The sequence below is a fragment of the Kitasatospora sp. NPDC036993 genome, from assembly GCF_055607525.1.
The window spans coordinates 528,262-548,226 of the sequence record NZ_JBVJRP010000002.1; the positions used below are offsets into that span (position 1 = coordinate 528,262).

19 protein-coding genes are annotated in these 19,965 nt (G+C 76.2%); 7 read left to right on the forward strand and 12 right to left on the reverse strand.

Annotated elements, in window-relative coordinates; translation table 11 throughout:
* The first annotated feature begins 35 nt into the window (after nt 1–35).
* Together ACZ7C5_RS05715 and ACZ7C5_RS05720 are read left to right on the forward strand one after the other, a co-directional pair.
* The gene (locus tag ACZ7C5_RS05715; RefSeq protein ID WP_470322053.1) at nt 36–1,604 is read left to right on the forward strand and encodes an FAD-binding oxidoreductase; all 1,569 of its coding nucleotides are present in this window, start codon (nt 36–38) and stop codon (nt 1,602–1,604) included.
* The gene (locus tag ACZ7C5_RS05720) at nt 1,601–2,509 is read left to right on the forward strand and encodes a diacylglycerol kinase (RefSeq protein ID WP_401085042.1); all 909 of its coding nucleotides are present in this window, start codon (nt 1,601–1,603) and stop codon (nt 2,507–2,509) included. Before ACZ7C5_RS05715 ends, ACZ7C5_RS05720 begins: the two co-directional genes overlap by 4 nt.
* Before the next feature lie 145 nt (nt 2,510–2,654).
* Here the strand turns inward: ACZ7C5_RS05720 and ACZ7C5_RS05725 are convergent, their stop codons facing one another.
* The 3 genes from ACZ7C5_RS05725 to ACZ7C5_RS05735 form a co-directional block, all read right to left on the reverse strand.
* The gene (locus ACZ7C5_RS05725; RefSeq protein ID WP_470322054.1) at nt 2,655–3,572 is read right to left on the reverse strand and encodes a DUF6891 domain-containing protein; all 918 of its coding nucleotides are present in this window, start codon (nt 3,570–3,572) and stop codon (nt 2,655–2,657) included.
* A 158-nt stretch (nt 3,573–3,730) separates the two neighbouring features.
* Nucleotides 3,731–4,033 carry a DUF6342 family protein gene (locus ACZ7C5_RS05730; RefSeq protein WP_401085047.1) on the reverse strand — a complete coding sequence of 101 codons (303 nt, stop codon included), beginning with the start codon at nt 4,031–4,033 and terminating at the stop codon, nt 3,731–3,733.
* A 207-nt stretch (nt 4,034–4,240) separates the two neighbouring features.
* Entirely contained in the window at nt 4,241–4,672 is a 432-nt protein-coding gene (locus tag ACZ7C5_RS05735) for a hypothetical protein (RefSeq protein ID WP_401085050.1), read from the reverse strand.
* 316 nt (nt 4,673–4,988) lie between these two features.
* On the opposite strand from ACZ7C5_RS05735, the gene ACZ7C5_RS05740 reads away from it, so the two are divergent.
* The gene (locus ACZ7C5_RS05740) at nt 4,989–6,137 is read left to right on the forward strand and encodes a Cmx/CmrA family chloramphenicol efflux MFS transporter (protein WP_470322055.1); all 1,149 of its coding nucleotides are present in this window, start codon (nt 4,989–4,991) and stop codon (nt 6,135–6,137) included.
* 61 nt (nt 6,138–6,198) lie between these two features.
* On the opposite strand, the gene ACZ7C5_RS05745 is transcribed toward ACZ7C5_RS05740, so the two are convergent.
* The 5 genes from ACZ7C5_RS05745 to ACZ7C5_RS05765 form a co-directional block, all read right to left on the reverse strand.
* Entirely contained in the window at nt 6,199–7,557 is a 1,359-nt protein-coding gene (locus ACZ7C5_RS05745; RefSeq protein WP_401085056.1) for a DUF2252 domain-containing protein, read from the reverse strand.
* Between the two features lie 133 nt (nt 7,558–7,690).
* Entirely contained in the window at nt 7,691–10,216 is a 2,526-nt protein-coding gene (locus tag ACZ7C5_RS05750; RefSeq protein WP_470322056.1) for an FtsX-like permease family protein, read from the reverse strand.
* Entirely contained in the window at nt 10,213–11,094 is an 882-nt protein-coding gene (locus tag ACZ7C5_RS05755; RefSeq protein ID WP_401085061.1) for an ABC transporter ATP-binding protein, read from the reverse strand. Before ACZ7C5_RS05755 ends, ACZ7C5_RS05750 begins: the two co-directional genes overlap by 4 nt.
* Before the next feature lie 105 nt (nt 11,095–11,199).
* Complete coding sequence (locus ACZ7C5_RS05760; protein ID WP_401085064.1) at nt 11,200–11,994, reverse strand: aminotransferase class IV; 795 nt, start codon at nt 11,992–11,994, stop codon at nt 11,200–11,202.
* Nucleotides 11,987–12,979 carry a GNAT family N-acetyltransferase gene (locus tag ACZ7C5_RS05765; RefSeq protein WP_470322057.1) on the reverse strand — a complete coding sequence of 331 codons (993 nt, stop codon included), beginning with the start codon at nt 12,977–12,979 and terminating at the stop codon, nt 11,987–11,989. The genes ACZ7C5_RS05760 and ACZ7C5_RS05765 overlap by 8 nt, the downstream gene beginning before the upstream one ends.
* A 166-nt stretch (nt 12,980–13,145) precedes the next feature.
* On the opposite strand from ACZ7C5_RS05765, the gene ACZ7C5_RS05770 reads away from it, so the two are divergent.
* Together ACZ7C5_RS05770 and ACZ7C5_RS05775 are read left to right on the forward strand one after the other, a co-directional pair.
* On the forward strand, nt 13,146–14,420 hold the full coding sequence (locus ACZ7C5_RS05770; protein ID WP_470322058.1) for a hypothetical protein: 1,275 nt from the start codon (nt 13,146–13,148) through the stop codon (nt 14,418–14,420).
* Nucleotides 14,327–15,439 (forward strand): glycosyltransferase family 4 protein, encoded by a 1,113-nt coding sequence (locus ACZ7C5_RS05775; protein WP_401085072.1) that lies wholly within the window; start codon nt 14,327–14,329, stop codon nt 15,437–15,439. Before ACZ7C5_RS05770 ends, ACZ7C5_RS05775 begins: the two co-directional genes overlap by 94 nt.
* Here ACZ7C5_RS05775 and ACZ7C5_RS05780 read toward each other — a convergent pair.
* The 4 genes from ACZ7C5_RS05780 to ACZ7C5_RS05795 form a co-directional block, all read right to left on the reverse strand.
* Nucleotides 15,411–15,773: a hypothetical protein gene (locus ACZ7C5_RS05780; RefSeq protein WP_401085075.1), complete on the reverse strand. Its 363-nt coding sequence runs from the start codon at nt 15,771–15,773 to the stop codon at nt 15,411–15,413. The genes ACZ7C5_RS05775 and ACZ7C5_RS05780 overlap by 29 nt on opposite strands.
* A 69-nt stretch (nt 15,774–15,842) precedes the next feature.
* On the reverse strand, nt 15,843–16,499 hold the full coding sequence (locus ACZ7C5_RS05785; RefSeq protein WP_470322059.1) for a response regulator: 657 nt from the start codon (nt 16,497–16,499) through the stop codon (nt 15,843–15,845).
* Nucleotides 16,484–17,794 (reverse strand): sensor histidine kinase, encoded by a 1,311-nt coding sequence (locus tag ACZ7C5_RS05790; protein WP_470322060.1) that lies wholly within the window; start codon nt 17,792–17,794, stop codon nt 16,484–16,486. Before ACZ7C5_RS05790 ends, ACZ7C5_RS05785 begins: the two co-directional genes overlap by 16 nt.
* A gap of 10 nt (nt 17,795–17,804) precedes the next feature.
* A complete protein-coding gene (locus ACZ7C5_RS05795) occupies nt 17,805–18,134 on the reverse strand; it encodes an EamA family transporter (RefSeq protein ID WP_401085083.1) in 330 nt (109 codons plus the stop codon).
* Nucleotides 18,135–18,149: 15 nt separating this feature from the next.
* On the opposite strand from ACZ7C5_RS05795, the gene ACZ7C5_RS05800 reads away from it, so the two are divergent.
* Nucleotides 18,150–18,302, forward strand: a complete 153-nt coding sequence (locus tag ACZ7C5_RS05800; RefSeq protein ID WP_401085086.1) for a hypothetical protein — start codon at nt 18,150–18,152, stop codon at nt 18,300–18,302.
* Between the two features lie 278 nt (nt 18,303–18,580).
* Nucleotides 18,581–19,891 (forward strand): chitinase, encoded by a 1,311-nt coding sequence (locus ACZ7C5_RS05805; RefSeq protein ID WP_401085088.1) that lies wholly within the window; start codon nt 18,581–18,583, stop codon nt 19,889–19,891.
* The last annotated feature ends 74 nt before the right edge of the window (nt 19,892–19,965 follow it).

The following is a 19,965-nucleotide window of genomic DNA, read 5'->3' on the forward strand; positions in this document are numbered from 1 at the left end:
CGGGACCGGCCGGCGCCGCACTTCCGCTCCCCCCGATGAAGTGGGACGCCTGGGGCGACCCGGCGCTCGCCAAGGAGCTGTCCGCCGACATCAAGGGACTGCTCGCCGCCGCCCTCGGCGTCACCGGGGACGCCGCCCCCGGGCCGAGCGCCGAGGAGGTCGTGCTGCGCCCGTCCCGGATCGCCGCCGAGGACCTCAAGGCGCTGGCCGACGCCGTCGGCGAGGCGCACGTCAGCGCCGCCGACGCCGACCGGCTGCCCCGCGCCGGCGGCAAGTCCACCCCCGACCTGCTGCGCCGCCGCAGCCGCGAACCGCAGGACGCGCCCGACGCCGTCGTGCTGCCCGGCACCGAGCAGGAGATCGCCGCCGTCCTCGCGGTGTGCGCCGAACGCCGCGTCGCCGTCGTCCCGTTCGGCGGCGGCACCAGCGTGGTCGGCGGCCTCGACCCGGAGCGCGGCCCGTTCGAGGCCGTCGTCTCGCTCGACCTGCGCCGCTTCGACCGACTGCACGACCTGGACGAGACCTCCGGCGAGGCCGTCCTCGGCGCGGGCCTCACCGGCCCGGCGGCGGAGGCGCTGCTCGCCGAACGCGGCTGGGAACTCGGCCACTACCCGCAGAGCTTCCGCTACGCCACCATCGGCGGCTTCGCGGCCACCCGCTCCTCCGGCCAGGACTCCGCCGGGTACGGGCGCTTCGACGAGATGGTGCGCGGGCTGCGCGTCGTCACCCCCGCCGGGGTGCTCGACCTCGGCCGCGCCCCCGCCTCGGCCGCCGGCCCCGACCTGCGCCAGCTGTTCCTCGGCTCCGAGGGCACCCTCGGCGTGATCACCGCCGTCCGGCTGCGCGTCCACCCGCTGCCCGCCGTCAAGGCGTACGAGGCGTGGAGCTTCCCCGACTTCGCCACCGGCACGGCCGCGCTGCGCACCGTCGAGCAGCAGGGAGCGGGCCCCACCGTGATCCGGCTCTCCGACGAGGCCGAGACCATGATCAACCTGGCCATGACCGAGCAGATCGGCGGCGCCCCCGCCGTCACCGGCTGCCTGGCCGTCACCGTCTTCGAGGGCGGCGCCGCCCAGGTCGCCGCCCGGCAGCGGCTCACCCGGGACACCCTGCTCGCCGCCGGCGGCACCTCGCTCGGCGAGGCCCCCGCCCTGGCCTGGGAGCACGGCCGGTTCAACGCCCCCTACCTGCGCGACTCGCTGCTCAGCGCGGGCGCGCTGTGCGAGACCCTGGAGACCGCGGCCGGCTGGAGCCGGCTGCCCGCCCTGCGGGCCGCCGTCACCGAGGCACTGACCGGGGCCCTGCCCGGCTCCCTCGTGCTCTGCCACATCTCGCACGTCTACCCGACCGGCGCCTCGCTCTACTTCACCGTCGTCGCCGCGCTCGGCGAGGACCCGCTCACCCGCTGGGGCGCCGCCAAGCGCGCCGCCGGGGACGCCATCCTCGGCGCGGGCGGCACCATCAGCCACCACCACGCCGTCGGCGCGGACCACCGGCCCTGGATGACCGAGGAGGTCGGCGAACTGGGCGTGCGCATCCTGCGCGCCGTCAAGGCCGAACTCGACCCGGCGGGCATCCTCAACCCCGGCAAGCTGATCCCGTGACCGGCGTGAGAACCGTCCGCAGGGTCGCCGTTCTCACCAACCCGGCGGCGGGCATCGGCCACGCCGAACCCGCCGCCCGCCGGGCCACCGCCCGGCTGCGGGCCCTCGGCGTCCAGGTCGAACCGCACGCCGGACGCTCCCCCGAGGACGCCGTCCGCCTCGCCCGCGAGGCGGCGGCGGACGGCATGGACGCGGTGGCCGTGGTCGGCGGCGACGGCATGATCAACCTCGCCCTCCAGGCACTGGCCGGCACCCCCGTCCCGCTCGGCGTGATACCGGCCGGCACCGGCAACGACCACGCCCGCGAGTACGGCCTGCCGCTCGGCTCCCCCGAGGACGCCGCCGACGTCATCGCCGCGGGCCGCACCCGCGGCGTCGACCTCGGCCGGATCACCGGCCCGGACGGGACCGTCCGCCGGTACGGCTCCGTCCTCGCCACCGGCTTCGACTCCCTGGTCAGCGACCGCGCCAACCGGCTGCGCTGGCCGCGCGGCCGGATGCGCTACAACCTGGCCATCGTGGCCGAGTTCGCCAACCTGCGCCCGCTGCCCTTCCGCATCACCCTCGCCGACGGCACCGTCATCGAACGCGACCTCACCCTGGCCGCCGTCGGCAACACCCGCAGCTACGGCGGCGGCATGCTGATGTGCCCCGCCGCCCTCCCCGACGACGGGCTGCTCGACCTCACCCTCGTCGACGCCATGCCCCGGCTGCGCATCGCCCGGTTCTTCCCCACCCTCTTCAAGGGCACCCACGTGGGGTACCCCGAAGTCACCACGCTGCGCACCGAGTCGCTGCGGATCGAGTCACCCGGCATCACCGCCTACGCCGACGGGGAGTTCATCACCTCACTCCCGGTGGAGGTCGCCGTGGAGAAGGACGCCCTGCGGGTGCTCGTGCCGTGAGAAGGTGACGCCGTGGTCCGGCCCGACCGGGCGGGCCACGGCGACGGACCACCTCGGACGCGCCCTGACGGCCGCCGGCCTCGGCCTCACCGACTACTGGCGCTGGGCGCGCCGGACCTGACCGCCCGTCCGCCGGAGGCCTCCCTCACCCGCCGAGGCGGCGGCGCCACAGCAGCGGGCGTATCTTGATCGCCTGGGACGGGGCACCGTTCCAGACCGTCGGCAGGCCGGCCGCCGCCAGGGCGGCGACCACCTCGTGCCCGACGGCGACGGTCGTCTCCGGGGAGCCGTCGAAGCCGCCGTACAGCAGGGACAGGCCCCGGCCGAGGGCGGCGGACTCGGTGGACTGGGAGTGGAAGTAGACGAAGCCGCGGGCGCCGGAGGCTCCGGCGGCGCCGATCTCGGCCTCGCCGCAGGAGCGGCAGCAGGAGAAGTCCTCCCGGGCCGTGATGCCGGCGGCCTCCAGGGCGGCGAAGGCCCTGGTGAGGCGCTCCGGATCGGTCTCGCCGACCCAGCCGGTCTGCTCGCCGACGCGCTCCAGCCAGAGCCGGTCGGCGAGTTGCTCGGCCTGGGGGCGCGAGAGCGGGCGGCGGTCACCGGAGACCAGGTGCTCCTCGGCCTGTTCGGCGAGCCGGGCGCGGTCGGTGTAGCCGCAGGCCAGAGTCAGCCGCAGCCGCTCCTCCACGTCCCGGCACTCGCCCGCGTCCAGGTCGAGCGCCGGCACCGCCTCCGGTGCCGGGCCCAGGTCGAGCGGCTGCCAGTCGAGGCCGTCGTCCCAGCCCACCGCGCCGCGCGCCCAGCCCGTCATGACCTCGGCCACCCGCTCGGGATCGGACAGGCTCACCTCGAAGTGCCGCTCGCCCGAACCGTCGCGGTGCTCCAGGGTGTAGTCCTCGCCGTCGGCGTGCCACACCTGGACGTACACGTCGGGCAGGTCCGGTATCCGCTCCACGACCAGGAAGCGGTCGTCCGGCGCGCCGATGCGCCGGACCATCCCCGCCAGTTCGTCCGCGGTCACCCTCAGGTGCCGCGTCTCGTTCCTCTGCACCGCGATCGCCAGCATGGGGCCACCCTTGCACGTACCACTGACAATCCCGGCGGCCGATCGCGCAGTTCAGGCCCGGTGCACCCGGTGACGAACGGCCGCAACGGCCGCAACGGCGGAGGCCCGCACACTCCGCGGAGCGCGCGGGCCTCCGGGCCGCGGGGCGGCGCACCCGCCTAGAACTTCAGGCCGCCCCACTGCTCCTGGGTCACGCCGCCCGCCAGGTACAGGTTGCCCTCCGAGTCCAGGATCGCGACGAACTTCTTCGTGCCGCCCCAGTGGGTCGTGAAGTAGAACTTGTTCTTCGCGTGGTCCACTTCCAGGTTGGTGTTGATCGACAGCTCGATGCTCTGCGGGCCGCTGACCAGCACGTCCCTCTTGGGTGAGCTGTCGTAGACCCGGTTCTGCGTCAGCTTGACGCGGCCGTTGGCGTCGCCGCTCTTCACGTCCGACGCCACGCCGAGGTCGATCTCAGGCATGGAGACCCTCCCCTGCGGTCCCGCGGGGCCCCTGAGGACAAGCCCGCTCTCCAGTGGAATCAACTTCGTTGCCAGGTGAGTCACTTGGCCACCTGGACCGATCGGAAATCTACACAGTCCGGCCATGGAATCCGCGCCTCCGTTTGAAAATTTCCGATACGAGTCAAAAACGAACAAGCATTGACCGATTTTGCTCGCTCGGAAACCTCAGGAGCACCACAGGCCCCATCTGTCCCAAGGGAGTCGGTAAACGGAAGGGGCCCACGCACTCCGGTGAGTGCGCGGGCCTCGGTGCCGCTTCGGGACCGACCGCAGGCGCCAGGCGGGCCGCACCCTGCCGGAGCTCTCGGCGAGGGCCGGCTCTCCGCTGTCGGGGTCGACGGTGTAGACGCGGTAGCCCGCGTCGGTGGTGATCCGGATGTGGTCGGCGTCGGACCACCGCGCCGAGACGAACTCCCCATCTCCCGGGATCTGCTGCTGGACCGTCAGGACCGACCAGCGGCGGGCCGAGGGGCCCGTCCCGGTCTCCAGGCCGACCTGGAAGGTGTTGCTCTCCCGCTCCGACTGACCGCGGTTGACCACGGTCAGCGGCAGCAGCGCGGTGGCGGCCAGGATCCCGCCGATTCTCACACGATTCATCGAACCCCCTTGCGGGGCACCCTAGACGGCCCGCTCCTCCGGACGAATCCGGGAGGCCCCGCTCCGGCGCGACGGGCTCCGGGGCCACCGGAAAACCGGATGCTCCGGCGGCGGACGGTCGGGTAGCCTGCGGGGCATGTCGAGCCCTGAGGCATCCAGGGTGGGGGCTTTCGGTCACGCGCCGTCAGCCCCCTGAAACCCGGAGACCCCGAACCACCGAGGTCCGGGCGAGCGCCGCGCCCGCGCCGCCCGGGGGCTGAGCGTGCGGTGACGAGACGTCCTGTCCTCGTTCCCACCGCCTCCTCGGAGCCTCTCGATGCCCCTTCCGCTGTATCTGCTCGCCCTGGCCGTGTTCGCCATGGGCACCTCGGAGTTCATGCTCGCCGGGCTGCTGCCCGGCCTCGCCGCCGACCTCGGCGTCACCGTCGGTACGGCCGGCGGGCTGACCTCGGCCTTCGCGGTCGGGATGGCCGTCGGCGCGCCGCTGACGGCCGCGCTCGCCCGCAACCGGCCGGGGCGCGGCAGCCTGCTCGGGTTCGTCCTGGTCTTCGCGGCGGCCCATGCCGTCGGGGCCCTCACCGGGAACTTCCCGGTGCTGCTCGCCACCAGGGTGGTCGCCGCGCTCGCCAACGCCGGGTTCCTGGCGGTGGCCCTGACCACCGCCGCCGCCCTCGTCCCGGCGGACCGCAAGGGGCGGGCACTCGCCGTGCTGCTGTCCGGGACGACGGTGGCGACGGTCGCCGGTGTCCCCGGCGGGGCGGTGCTGGGCGCGCTGTTCGGGTGGCGCGCCGCGTTCTGGGCCGTCGCGCTGCTCTGCCTGCCCGCCGCCGCCGGCATCGCCAAGGGCCTTCCGCCCGTCGCCACTTCGGCCGGCGGGCGCCCCGCCCCGGCGCTGCGCGCGGAGGTCGCCGAGCTGCGCCGCCCCGGCCTGCTCCGCGCGATGCTGCTCGCCGCGCTGGTGAACGCGGCGACCTTCGGCGGCTTCACCTTCCTCGCCCCCGTGGTGACCGGCCCCGCCGGGCTCGGTGAGCTGTGGGTACCGGTGGCGCTGGTGCTGTTCGGGACCGGGTCGTTCGCCGGAGTCACCGTCGCCGGGCGGCTCGCGGACCGCCGCCCTGGCCTGGTCCTCGCCGTCGGCGGCCCGCTGCTGCTGGCGGGCTGGCCCGCCCTGGCCGTCCTGGCGGGCGTACCGGCCGCGCTGCTGCCGCTGGTGTTCCTGCTGGGTGCGGTGTCCTTCGCGGTCGGCGGCACGCTGATCACCCGGGTGCTGTACGAGGCGACGGGTGCCCCCACTCTGGCGGGGGCCTACGCGACCGCCGCGCTCAACCTCGGCGCCACCGCGGGGCCGTTGCTCGCCGCCGCCACCCTCGGCACGGCGGCCGGCGACCTCGGGCCGTTCTACGCCGGCGGGCTGCTGGTCGCGGCGGCGCTGCTGGTGGCGACGGTGCGGCCGCGGGTCGGCTGAGCCACGGGTGGCGGTACGGGAAGAAACGGGGGGTACGGGGCCGGGCGCGGTGGGCCCCGGTTCACACCCCCCGCGTCGCCGCCACCCGCCCGTCCGCGACCGCCGCCACCAGCCGGCCGTGGTCGGCCGCCGTCCGGTCCGCGTAGCGCAGCGCGAAGTCGGCGACGGCCTCGGCGAAGGTGTCCGCGCCGCCGAGGTAGCCGGCGATGGCCAGGCGGTCGCCGGTGCGGGCGTGGGCGCGGGCGAGGGTGCGGCCGCAGAGGTCGGCGTAGGCCCGCAGCCCGGCGGGCCGGAAGTCGGAGATGTCCGTGGAGCCCTTCATGTCACGCAGTTGGCGGCCGTAGAAGTGGCGCCCGGCGGGGCCCGTGGTCCAGCCGAGGAAGATGTCGCTGGCGGCCTGCATCAGGTGCTGTCCGGTGACCACCCGGCGGCCGCCGTGGTGGACGGTGACCTCGGCCTCCGGCCGCAGCGGCGGCAGGTGTTCCTCCAGCACCGACCGGCCGGCCTCCTTGAGCTGGAGGAACAGCGGGTCGCGGCCGCCCTGGCCCTCCAGCAGCACGATGTAGCAGCGGGTGCCGACGCTGCCCACACCGACCACCTTGGTCGCCGCGTCCACGAAGCGGTAGCGGTCCAGCAGGACCCTGCGGTCCTCCGCGAGGGTCGACCGGTAGTCGCTGAACACCTTGCCCACGCCGCGCAGTTCGGTCCGCTTCAGCGGCTCGATCAGCGGCGGCTCGCTGACGATCCGGCGCCGCCCGTCCCGTTCCTCGGTGAGCTTGCCGAAGGCCTGGAGGCTGGTGCGGCGCCGGGCGTGCGCGAACTCGGCCTCGGCCCGCTCGCGCTGCCTCGGCCTGCGCAGCAGCGCCGGCAGGTCGGCGGTGTCCACCCGGGCGTACCAGACGTCGAGTTCGCCCCTGCCGGCCAGCTTCCGCATCGCGCCCGCGTACCCCTGGACGGCGGCGAGCGCGGCCCTGCGCGCCTGCCGCTCGTCCTGGCCGTTGTCCCTGGCGGCGACGGCGACGCTGGCGGCGAGCCGCTTGACGTCCCACTCGAAGGGGCCGGGGAAGGTCTCGTCGAAGTCGTTGACGTCGAAGAGCAGCGCGCGCTCCGGCGAGGCGTACACGCCGAAGTTCAACAGGTGGGCGTCGCCGCAGAGCTGGACGGTGAGGCCGGTGTTCGGCAGGGCGCCGAGGTCGGCCGCCAGGACGGCGGCGGCGCCGCGCAGGTAGGCGAACGGGCTGTCCGCCATCCGCCCGTGGCGGATCGGCAGCAGCCCGGCGACCCGGTCCTCGCCCTGCCGCTCCAGCACGCCGAGCGGGTCGGGCCGGTCGGCCGCGGGGATCCACCGGCCGTGGGCGGAGCGGGAGACCCGCTCCCGGGCGGCCCGGCCGTGCCGGCGGCGTTCGGCGGGGGTGGTCATGCGGCGGCTCCGGGCGTCGGCGGGTCGCGGGTCCTTTCCGGCGACGCTAGGACAGGAGTGGGGGAGGGCGCACCGCACGCCCTCCCGCACTCCGCCGTCCGGGTGAACCGGGCGGCCCTCCACCCCCGGCCCGCTACTGCCGTGCCGCGCCCAGCGCCGCCGGCCGGGTCCGCAGCAGGGCCCGGGCCGGCAGCCCGGTCGCCCCGAGGCAGAGCAGCACGGCTCCGGCGGCCAGCGGCAGGACGAGCGTCGGCGGGACGTACGGGGCGGAGTTGGCCACGCCCCTGGCGACCGGCACCAGCGTGAGCGCGGCGATCGCGGCGCCGACCGCGAGCCCGGTCGCGGCCACCAGCAGCGCCTCCCAGCGCACCATGCCGCGCACCTGGCGCCGGGTGGTGCCGGCCAGCCGCAGCAGCGCGACCTCGCGGCGCCGGTCCAGCACCGTCATCACCAGGGTGTTGGCGGCGCTGACGGCGGCGAACCCGCCGAGCACGGCCGCCATCACGCTGTTGGCCCAGCCGCTGAGCTCCAGATCCTTGTCGGACTGGGCGACGAAACCGGCCCGGTCGGTCACCGCGGCGCCGGGCAGCGCGCCCAGCCCGGCGGCCACCGCCGTACGGTCGGCGCCCGGCGCGGTGGCGACCAGCACCTGGCTGTCGTACCCGGCGGTGACGTGCGCGGCCACCGCGGCCCGCGGCAGCAGCGCCTGGCCGACGCCGAGCCCGCGGTCGTACACCGCGACCACGGCGGGCCGCGCGGCGGTGCCGTCGCCGAGCCAGAGCGGTACCCGGTCGCCGACCTTCGCGCCGAGCGAGTCGGCCAGGGTGGCGCTCAGCGCGATGGTGTCGGGGGCGCGGCCGAGGTCGGCGAGCGCACCGCTGCGCACGCCCAGGTCGAGCACCTTCGGCAGCCGGGCCGGGTCGCCGTCCACGGCGAGCACGGGGGCGGAGCCCAGCATGCCGCCGTTCTCGTAGACCACTCCGGTGCGCAGCACGCCGACGGCGGCTGCCACGCCGGGCACCCCGGCGGCCTTCCCGGCGGTCCCGGCCGGCAGGCCGGGGCCGGTGGCGCCGATCACGTGGTCGGCGGTGACGCCGGCCCTGACGTTCTCGCCGGTGGTGTGGCTCACGGTGCTCTGGAGGATCAGCAGGGTGCCGCAGAAGGCGGTGACCAGGACGATCGGGGTGATCGCCGAGGCCAGCCTGCGGGCGTTGGCGCGGGTGTTGTCGGCGGCCAGCGAGCCGGACGCGCCGCCGGCCCGCAGCGGGGCGCCGAGCACCACCGCGGCGATCCCGGCCAGCCAGGGGCCGAGCAGGGCGACGGCCATCATGAAGCACATCACCACGCCGAGCGCGGTCTGGGCGGCCTTGGTGCCGTCGAGGGCGTTGGCGAGGCCGGCGGCCACGGTGCCGCCGACGGCGAAGAGCAGGCCGAGGACGGTGCGCACCCTGCCGGGGCGGGGCGCCTCGACGGCGGCCTCGCCGAGCGCCTGGGCGGCGCGCATCCGGGACGGCCGGCGGGCGGCCAGGAAGCCGGCGGTCAGCGCGGCGAGGGTGCAGACGAGGACGGCGGCGAGCATCGGGACCGGACCGACGTCGAGGCGGACGTCCGCGGGGACGGCGCCGCGGTCGACCAGCTGGCCGAACCACCAGTGGGCGAGGGCCAGTCCGGGCAGGATGCCGAGCGCCGCGGCGAGCGGCGCGACCAGCATCGCCTCGGTGGCGATGGTGCGGCGGATCTGGCGCGGGGTGGCGCCGACGGCGCGCAGCAGGGCGAACTCGCGGGCCCGCTGGCCGGTGGCGAGGGCGACGGTGCTCATCACCACGAAGACCGCGGTCATGGTGGCGTAGCCGCCGAAGGTGCCGCCGAGGGCCGTCAGCATGCTGCGGGCGCCGCCGAGGGCGGGGTGCTCGACGGAGCCCCGGTCGTCCCCGGTGAAGGTCCTGGCGTCGCCGCCGACGGCCTGGCGGACCTGGGCGGCGAGCTGGGCCGTGGGCACGCCCTCGCGGGGCTGTACGGCGATGGCGTCGATCCGGCCGGGGTGGCCGGAGAGGCGGTCGGCCGTGGCGTCGGCGAACCAGGCGGTGGGGCCGGCCTGCTGGGCGGCGGCCAGACCGGAGACCCGGTAGGTCGCGGTGCCGCCGGGTGCGGTGAGCGCGAGGCTCGCGCCGGGCGCCAGGTGGGCGGCGCGCGCCGTGCCGGCGTCCAGCACCACCTCGTTCGCGCCGGGCGCGCGGCCCTCGACCAGTGTGTCGCCGGGACCGGCGATGCCGAGCGCGGCGAAGCCCCGGCCGGTCATGGCCGGCGCCTGGCCGGCGGCGGGCAGCGGGAAGGCGGTGTCGGGGCGGGCGGCCGCGACGCCGGGCAGGGCGGTCAGCCGGCCGACCAGTGCGGCGTCCGTCCGGGCCCGCTCCGGGGTGGCCTGCTCCTGGGTCTCGGTGCCCTCGCCGACCTTGCGCTCGATCTTCACCGCCTGGTCGGCCGCGACCACCACCGGGGCGGCGGCGTAGCGGTCGGTCTCCAGGCTCGCGGTCAGGCCGGTCTGGAGCAGCGTGCCGCAGGCCACCACCACGGCGGCGCCCAGCAGCAGGGCGACCAGGGTGCCCACGAAGGACGCGGGGCGGAAGCGCACCGAGGCGCGCGCGAGTCCGTTCGTCACGCCGCCACTCCCACCGGGCGGGCGGTGAGCGCGACCATCCGGTCCGCGACGGCCTGCGGGCTCGGGTGCGGCAGGTCGTCCACGATCGCGCCGCCGGCCAGGAACAGCACCCGGTCGGCGAAGGAGGCCGCCACCGGGTCGTGGGTCACCATCACCACGGTCGCGCCCATCGAGTCCACGGCCTGCCGCAGCAGGCCCAGCACCTCGTGCGCGGTGCGGGTGTCCAGCGCGCCGGTCGGCTCGTCGGCGAACACCACGTCCGGGCGGGTGATCAGCGCGCGGGCGATCGCCACCCGCTGCTGCTGGCCGCCGGACAGCTGGCCGGGACGCCGCCTGGCGTGCTCGCCCAGGCCGACCCGGGCGAGCAGTTCCCGTGCCCTGGCGCGGTCCTGGCGCTCCCCGGCGAGGCGCTGCGGGAGCAGCACGTTCTGCTCGACGCTCAGCGAGGGCAGCAGGTTGAAGGACTGGAAGACGAAGCCGATCCGGCTGCGGCGCAGCTTGGTGAGCCGGTCCTCGCTCAGTGTGGAGATGTCCTCGCCGCCGAGCCGGACCTGCCCCTGGTCCGGGCGGTCCAGGCCCGCCGCGCACTGGAGGAAGGTGGACTTGCCGGAACCGGACGGGCCCATCACGGCGGTGAAGCTGCCGTGGGCGAGCGCCAGGTCGACGCCGCGCAGTGCCTGCACCGTCGCCTCGCCGCGCCCGTAGGTGCGGCGCACCCCGCGCAGCTCGATCGCGGGGGCCTGGTGCGGGGTGCCCGTGGAGGGGAAGCCGGTGGAGGAGGAGGTGCCGTGGCCGTACCCGTCAGGGCCGTACGGGGCTCCGGCGTACGGGTCCGTCCCGCGCTCGTCGGTCCTGCGGCGGTCTTGGCGGCGTGCCATGGAGGGGCCTTCCTTCGGTTCTGCGTCGCTCGTCGTCAACGTCCTCCAACCTAGGGAGGACGGGACGCGCGAACCATGCAGGTCACCGGCGGACCGGTGGTGGGGTTATCCCCCCACCTCCTCGGCGGAGACCCCCAGGTAGGCGGCCCGCAGCCCGGCGAGCGCCGGGTGCGCGGGGTCGAAGGCCGTACCGTCGACGGCCGCCAGCGGGCGCACCCCGACGCCCGCGTTCACCGCGAACGCGGCGGTGAAGCGGTCCAGCCCGGCCGCGGGCAGCCGTTCGCGGGACTGCGGCCCCCGGTACGCGGCGGACAGCAGCGCCTCGGTGACGCCGGGCAGGCTCGGGCCCTCCGGCCAGACCAGCTTGTCCTCGGCCAGGAAGCCGACGTTCCAGGTCGCGCCCTCGACCACCAGGCCGGCGTCGTCGACCAGCAACACGTCGTCGTAGCCCGCGAGTTGGGCCAGCCTGCGCTGGTGGACCAGGCCGAACAGGCCGACGTGCTTCACCTCGGGCAGCTCCCGCCGGTACGCCGTGGTGCGCACCCGCAGCGGGGCGGGTGCGGCCGTCGCGGCCGGGCGGGTGGTCACCAGCAGGGCGGGCGCGGCGGGGGCGGCGGGGCGCTCCAGGCCGAGCGCCGGGTCGTACACCGTGACCCGGACGATCACCGGCGCGCCGTCGGCGGGCAGTACCGCGCCGATCCGCTCGCGCACCGCCGCCCGGTCCAGGGCGGTACCGAACAGCACCCGGCAGTCCCTGACCAGCCGGTCCAGGTGCAGCGACAGGCCGCGCACCCGGCCCGCCTCGGCGCGCAGCGTGGTGAAGTGCCCGTAGTTGAGCAGCCCCAGGGCGGCCAGCCGCGCCGGGTCGGCGGGGGCGCCGTCGATCTCGATCTCAGCCATCCCCCGAGTCTGCCAGCTGCGGGGACGGCGGCGGGGCGGGCTCCGGCAGCGGCACCGGGCGGTACGGGCTCACCACCGGACGGCCCGCCGCCCTGGCCACCCGCTCGAACTCCTCGATCCGACGGGCCAGGCCCTCCGGCTCCCCGGCGTCCGACCAGCGCCACGCCTCCGCCCACCACTGCGGGCCGCGCACCAGCGGCCGTCCGGCCAGCGCCAGGCAGAGGGCCAGCGTGGAGCGGGCGTACTCGTGCACCCAGCCGTCGCAGCCCCGGTAGTCCGCCGTCTCGTCCAGCCGCAGCCAGCGGCCCTCCTGCCCGGCGGCCAGTATCGGCACCCAGCCGCGCAGCCGGTCGGCGACCAGCAGGAGCAGCCGCCCGTCCTCCTCCCGCACCCGGTGCACGGGGAGTCGGGGCATCCGGGCGAAGGACAGCGAGCGCTTCCAGCCCACCACCCACAGGCCCCGGCGCAGGTAGTAGCGGACCGCCGGCTGCCAGGCCCAGTGCGCCTCCAGCCGGAACCCCGGCAGGCCCTCGGCGGTGGCCGCCGCGTACACCTCGTCCAGCGCGGAAGCCGCGAGCCCGCGCCCGCGCGCGGCCGGGGTCACGTAGAGGGAGGAGACGGCCAGTTGGCTCGGGCCCTTGGTCCAGTTGTCCACCGCGACGGTGCCCACGACCGCGTCCGCACTGGCGTCGGCGCCGGTGTCGGTGTCGGTGTCGGCACCGTCCAGGATCCAGTAGCGCCGGCGGTACAGCTCTCCGCCCGGCCACTCCCGCCCGCTCTCCCCCAGCCGCTCCCGCCACCCGCGCTCCGCCCGCGGCGCCAGCCCGTCCGGGTCCACCCGCTCGCCCAGCTCGCCCTCCACCAGGGACGCCAAGTCCCAGAGCGCGAACCGCCGTTCCTCCCCCGGCCCGACCGCCCGCAGCCGCGGCCCCGCCGCCAGCCGGTCCTGCGCCCGCTCCACCGCCGCACCCCACGACCTCCGCACACGCCGAGGATAGCGGCCGGGCACGGACCATCAGTAGCCCGACGGCCACCGAACGTCAGCGCGGGCACCCGGGGTGTCGTGGGCGGGCCGGTGGTGGGGGAAACCCGACCACAGGACTCGACCTGGCCGTGATGACCCCGCTGAGCTGCGCCGATGCAATGGAGGGGTGACGAAGCGGACGTACTGGTGGTGCGGCGGGTGGCTGGTGGCGGCGGGATGGGCGGGGGCGTTTCCGGTGGTGTCCGGGCTCGGGCCGCACCGGAGTTGGGGGCTCTGCGCGGCCGTCGGGTACCTGGCGGCGGCGCTCGCCGTGGTGGTGCAGCGGCGGCGCGGGCGCGAGGTGTCGGTGGCCGTCGCGGCCGTCGGGGCGGTGCTGGTGCCGCTGCTCGTCCTGGTCCTGGACGGGCGGGGGCAGAGCGAGGTCGGGGTGATCGAGCGTTCCGGGTCGCTGCTGCTGCACACCGGCACGCCGTACCTGGCCGACCCGCAGACCGTCGCCCAGTACTCCCCCTACCTGCCCGGGCTGGCCCTGCTCGGTCTGCCCAGGGCGCTGCTCGGCTCCTCGCCGCTCGGCGACGCCCGGCTCTGGTGCGCGGCGGTGTTCCTGGTCTGCGTGCTGCGGACGGTCCCCGCCGGGCGCAGGCTCGGCGCCGCCGCGCTCACCGTCTCACCGGTGGTGGCGCTGCCGCTCTGCGTCAGCGGGGTGGACCTGCCGCTCACCGGACTCCTCTGGCTCGCCCTGGTCCGCGCCGCCGAACGGCGGCCGGTGGCGGCCGGGTCGGCACTGGCCGCCGCCTGCGCGATGAAGTGGACGGCCTGGCCCGCGCTCGCCGTGCTCGCCGCCCTGCTCGCGGTCGGCGCCGGACGACGCGCGGCACTGCGCGGGACGGCCGTCGCGGTGGGGGCGGCGACTCTCGCGGTGCTGCCGGTGGCGCTGCGGGCACCGGGGCCGCTGGTGGAGCAGGTGTTCGCCTTCCCCACCGGGCGCGGCCCGCTGCCGACCCCGGCCGCCAGCCCGCTGCCCGGACGGCTGCTCGCCGGCCTCGGCCCGGCCGGCTGGTACGCCGCCGTCGCCCTGCTGCTGCTCGCCGGGCTCGCCGTCGGGGCCTCGCTGCTCACCCGCCCGCCCCGCACCGCGGCCGCCGCGGCGCACCGGCTGGCCCTCGGGCTGGCGGCGGCCTTCCTGCTGGCGCCCGCCGGACGGTTCGGCTACCTCGCGCTGCCGCTCGTCCTCGTCCTGCTCTCCCGCTCCCTCACCGCTCCGAAAGGCCTGCCATGGGCACCACCCTCGTCGTCACCAACGACTTCCCGCCGCGTCAGGGCGGCATCGAAACCTTCGTCCGGGCCATGGCCGACCGCGTCCCCGGCGACGACGTCGTGGTCTACACCTCGGCCGAGCCCGGCGCCGAGCGCCACGATGCCGCTCTCCCCTACCCGGTGATCCGCGACCGCTCCCGCACCCTGCTGCCCACCCCGCGCGCCACCCGCAGGGCCGCCGGAATAGCCCGCGCGCACGGCTGCGACCGGGTCTGGTTCGGCGCCGCCGCGCCGCTCGCCGCGATGGCGCCCGGTCTGCGGCGGCTGGCGCCGGGCATCCGGCGCACCGTCGCCACCACGCACGGCCACGAGATCTGGTGGGCCCGCACCCCCGGCGCCCGCGGCCTGCTGCGCCGGATCGGGCGCGGTACGGACGTGGTCACCTTTCTCGGCGAGTACACCCGCGCCAGGATCGCCCCCGCGCTGGGGCCCGGCGCCAGGCTGGCGCGGCTGGTACCCGGCGTCGACCCGGCGCTCTTCCGGCCGGCCGGCGGCGGGGACCCCGCCCCCACCGGGGCGCCGTCCGCCGCACCGGTGGTCCTGTGCGTGGCGCGGCTGGTCCCGCGCAAGGGCCAGGACGTGCTGATCCGCGCCCTGCCCGCGATCCGCCGGGCCGTGCCGGGGACCACCCTGGTGCTGGTCGGCCGGGGCCCGGACGAGGACCGGCTGCGGGGCCTGGCCCGCCGGTCCGCCGAGCCGGGCAGCGTGGTGTTCACCGGCGGCCTCGACCACGCCGGGACGGCCGTCCACTACGCCGGGGCGGACGTCTTCGCGATGCCCTGCCGCACCCGGCGGCTCGGTCTGGAGGCCGAGGGTCTCGGCATCGTCTTCCTGGAGGCGGCCGCAGCGGGCCTCCCGGTGGTGGCCGGCCGCTCCGGCGGCGCCCCGGACACCGTCCTCGACGGCGTCACCGGCACGGTCGTCGACGGCCGCGCCCCCGCCGAGGTGGCCGCGGCCCTGACCCGCATCCTGCTCGCCCCGCCCGCCGAGCGCGCCCGGATGGGCGCGGCGGGGCGGCGCTGGGCGGAGGAGCACTGGACCTGGGAGGCCTCGGCGCGGCGGCTCACCGACCTGCTCGACCCGGGCGTGCCCCTGCCGGAGCCAGCCGCACCGGTCACTCCGGCTGCCCGCGCAGGTGCCTGACCAGCCGTGCGATCGCGGGCGCCCCGCCGTTGGCCAGGACCGCCGCCACCCAGTTCCGCGCCTGGCCCGCCAGGTCGTCCCGGCTCGGGCAGGAGAAGCTGAACAGCCAGACGTGGGCGGACAGATCGCGCTCCGACAGTGCCCGCCACTCCTCGCCCCCGGCCTCGGCCAGCCGGTCCGCGCAGGCCGCCAGCGCCTGGTCCCCGTCCCCGCCCCACTCCTGCCGCAGCCACAGCAGGAAGTTCGTCTGGGCGGTCGTGCTGTCGTCCCTGGTGGCCTCACCCTTCAGCAGTCGGTTGACGATTGCGCTCTGCGGTTCCCGTGTCCTCGCCATGACGCCATCGTTCCGGCACCACAACCACCGTGACAAGTGGATCGGTTGCCGCCCCGCCCGGCCGCGGGCTCACTCCCCCCGCAGGTGCGCCAGCACGGCGAGCACCCGCCGGTTGCCCTCGGTCGGGTCCAGGTCCAGCTTCATGAAGATGTTCCCGCAGTGCTTCACCACCGAGGCCTCGGTGATGCTCAACCGGCCCGCCACGGCCTGGTTGTTGAGGCCCTCGGCCATCAGTCCGAGCACCTCGCGCTCGCGCGGGGTGAGGCGGCCCAGCGGGCGGTCCGCGGACTGACCGCGCAGCAGCACCCTGACCACCTCGGGGTCGATCACCGTGTCCCCGGCGGCGACCCGCCGCAGCCCGTCCAGGAAGTCCGCGACGTCGCCGACCCGGTCCTTCAACAGGTAGCCCAGGCCGGCCGGCTGGGCGCCGGCGGCGGCGAGCAGCCGGGTGGCGTACGGGGTGGCCACGTACTGGGAGAGGACCAGGACGGGCAGCCCCGCGTGGCGCTCGCGCAGGGCGAGGGCGGCGCGCAGGCCCTCGTCGGTGTGGTCGGGGGGCATCCGGACGTCGGTGACCACGATGTCCGGCCGGTCGGCGTCGACGGCCGCGATCAGTGCCGCGGCGTCGCCGACGGCGGCGGTCACCCGGTGGCCGCCGAGGGTGAGGAGTTCGACCAGTCCGGCGCGCAGCAGCACCGCGTCCTCGGCGATCACGACCCGGAGCACGGGACCTCCAGCCGCAGCGTCGTCGGGCCGCCCGTCGGGCTCGTCACCATCAGTCGTCCTCTCAGCAGTGCCACCCGGTCGGCGAGTCCCGCCAGCCCGGTCCCGGCGGCCGGGTCCGCCCCGCCGCGGCCGTCGTCGGTCACCCGGACGACCAGCCGGCCGCCCGCGACCCGCCCGTGGACGGTGATCGCGGTGGCGCCGCTGTGCTTGGCGGCGTTGGTCAGCGCCTCGGTGACGGTGAAGTAGGCGGTGGTCTCCACGGGTGCGGGCAGCCGCTCCGGGAGGTCGAAGTCGGTGGCCACCGGGATCGGGTGGCGCTGCGCGACCTCGTCGACGGCGGCGGCGAGCCCGTGGTCGGTCAGCACCTGCGGGTGGATGCCGCGCACCAGTTCACGCAGCTGCTCCAGGGCCCGCCCGGCCTCGCCGCGCGCCCGGGTGACGAGCTCGGCGGCCCGGCCCTCCTGGTCGCGCAGCTCGTACTCGGCGAGCCCGAGGGTCATGCTGAGCACGACCAGCTGCTGCTGGGCGCCGTCGTGCAGGTCGCGCTCGATCCGGCGCCGCTCGGCCTCGAAGGCGTCGGCCAACCGGGCGCGGGAGCGGGTGAGTTCGAGCACCCGGCGGCCGAGGTCGTCCTCCCTGGGCCCGAGCAGGAAGCGGGCCAGCGCGACCTCGGCGCCGACCAGCAGCGCCCCGGCGTACGCGCAGAACAGCAGACCGGCCAGCCCGGCGGCGGTGAACGGCAGGGCGGCGAGCGGGCCGGAGACGGCGCGCCCGGGGATCAGCATCACCGTCTCCGGGGCGAGCGCCCAGACCACCAGCGGGGAGAGCACGTACGCGCCGGAGAGCACCAGCAGCGCGGTGAAGCCGAGCGAGGCGGCGGCCAGGACGGTCGAGGTCAGCACGGCGTGGCCGAGTTCGCGCCAGGTGGCCCGCTCGCGAAGCCGGGTGCGGACGCGGGCGCGGCGGCCCGCCCCCGGCAGGCCGCGGTGCGGGTCGGGCAGCGGGAGCGGGTCGACCAGCCGCAGCCGCCACCGGGCAACCCCGGCGGCGGGGATGCCCGCGAGCACCAGGGCCAGCAGCACCGGCAGTCCGACACCGACCACCGACAGGCCCAGCCCGAGCACCAGCAGCACCGCGAGGACCACCAGCAGCACCGGCCCGAACAGCGCGCCGCCGAGCAGGTACGCCCAGCAGCGCGGCGCCCAGCGGGTGAACGGGAAGCGCAGCGGGTGCGCCCGCAGCGCCTCGCGCGCGGAGGCCGGCTGCCGCTGCCCCGTGCTGCTCCCCTCGTTCACCCGGTCCACCCTAACCGACGGGCTGACGACCCTTCGGGGCCTCGCCCGCGGCCCCCTCGGAGGCCGCCTCGCAGGCCCCGGCCCCGGCCCGGCGTGGCCTGGTCAGCGCGACGGCCGCGATCACCAGCGCGCCGCCGACCAGGGCGTTCCAGCCCACCGGCTCGTGCAGGAGGGCCGCGCCGAGCGCCGTCGACCAGAGCGGCATCACGTACGTGACGGCGGAGGCCACCGCCGTTCCGGCGCCGCGGACCAGTGCCAGGTTGAGCAGGTACGCCAGGCCGGTGCCGATCACGCCGATCGTCAGCAGGGTCTCGGTGATGCCCGCGCTGGCGCTCACCATGCTCCGGCCGACTGTGTGCTGGTCCCGATCCGTCCCGCCGTCCACCGGACGCTGACGCTCACCGGCCCGACCGGCCGCCCGTGGTCCCCGGCGGTCAGCGGGCTGCTGGCGGACATGGGCGCGGGGAGCGGGGAGGGTGCCGGGGCGGGTGCCGCCCTCGGGGCCTGACCTGCCACGACGCAGACCTGCCGGCTGTCGGGCGCGGGCGCGCGCCTGCCCGTCCACGCGGTTCGTGTTCTCCCCGGCCACCCGTCGACTCCGGGGCCCGGCCGCCCGGAGACGAGGGAGCTTGACCTCTTTGGGGTTGACCGTCATTCCCGACAGGTCTATACCAGTGAGCACCTTCGGCAACTCCCCGGCACCGAGGGCCCGTTCGGCCGTCACGCCGCCCCCACACCCGGCGCGACCAGGCCGCTCCCCACCGCCGTTTCCTGGAAAGGCCTCCGATGGAACGCGCTCTTCCCCCACACCGCACCCCGCCCGCCCCGCGCGGCCGCCGTTCCCGGCGGGCCGCGCTCGCCGTGGCGGGCGTGCTCGGACTGCTCGTCGGCGGCGTCGCCGCCCTGGCCGCCACCGGCTCCGCCGCCGCGGACACCACCCGTGGCACCGCCGCCGGAGGGCTCGGCAGCAACTGGTACGCCTCGGCGCCCTACCTGATGCCCGAGGACAACAGCCCGCCGGACGCCGCCGCCGTGATGGACGCCACCGGCCAGAAGGCCTTCCAGCTGGCGTTCATCCTGGCCCAGGGCAACAGCTGTTCGCCCGCCTGGGGCGGCACCTCCTCGATCGACACCGACACCACCATGCCGGGCGTCATCCAGACCGTCCGCGGCAAGGGCGGGGACGTCTCGGTGTCGGTCGGCGGGTACGGCGGCACCAAGCTCGGCCAGGTCTGCGGCACCCCCGAGGCGACCGCCGCCGGGTACCAGAAGGTGATCACCAAGTACGGCCTCAAGGCGATCGACTTCGACCTGGAGGAGCCGGAGTACGAGAACACCGCGGCGATCCACAACGAGATCGGCGCGGCGCGGATCCTCCAGCAGAACAATCCCGGGCTGTACGTCTCGATCACCACCGCCGGCACCAACGCGGGCACCGGCTGGTTCGGCACCCAGATGCTCAACGAGGCCAAGTCGCAGGGCTTCACGCCGGACAACTACTCGATCATGCCGTTCGACGGCGGCTTCAACGGCGCGGCGGCGCAGACCGACGCGCTGGTGAAGTTCAACGGGATCCTGCAGACGACCTTCGGCTGGAGCGAGGCCACCGCGTACGCCCACGAGGGCGTGTCGCTGATGAACGGCCGCACCGACGCCGCCGAGTACTTCCGCCAGGCCGACTTCCAGGCCGTGCTGGACTTCGCCACCGCCCACGGCCTGGCCCGGTACACCTACTGGTCCGTCAACCGGGACCGCCAGTGCCAGGGCCCGGTGGACCCGGGGCTGTCCGGCTCCTGCTCCAGCGTGGCGCAGAACGACTGGGACTTCACCAAGTTCACGGTGAAGTTCGCCGGGGCGACCCCGCCCACCACCCCGAGCTCCTCGCCGACCGGCCCGGACAGCCCGGGCACCCCGACCACCAAGGTGCCCACCCCCGGCACCTGCACCGCCCCGGCGTGGAACGCGGGCACCACGTACAGCGGCGGCGCCAAGGTCTCGTACAACGGGCACGGCTACCACGCCAAGTGGTGGACGCTGAACGAGGTGCCGAGCGCGAGCGGCCAGTGGGGTGTCTGGACCGACGACGGCCCCTGCTGACGGGACTCCCCGGTGAGGGCGGCGGCCAGGTGAACCCCGGCCCCGCCCTCACCGACGGTGGCGGCCGCCCGGGC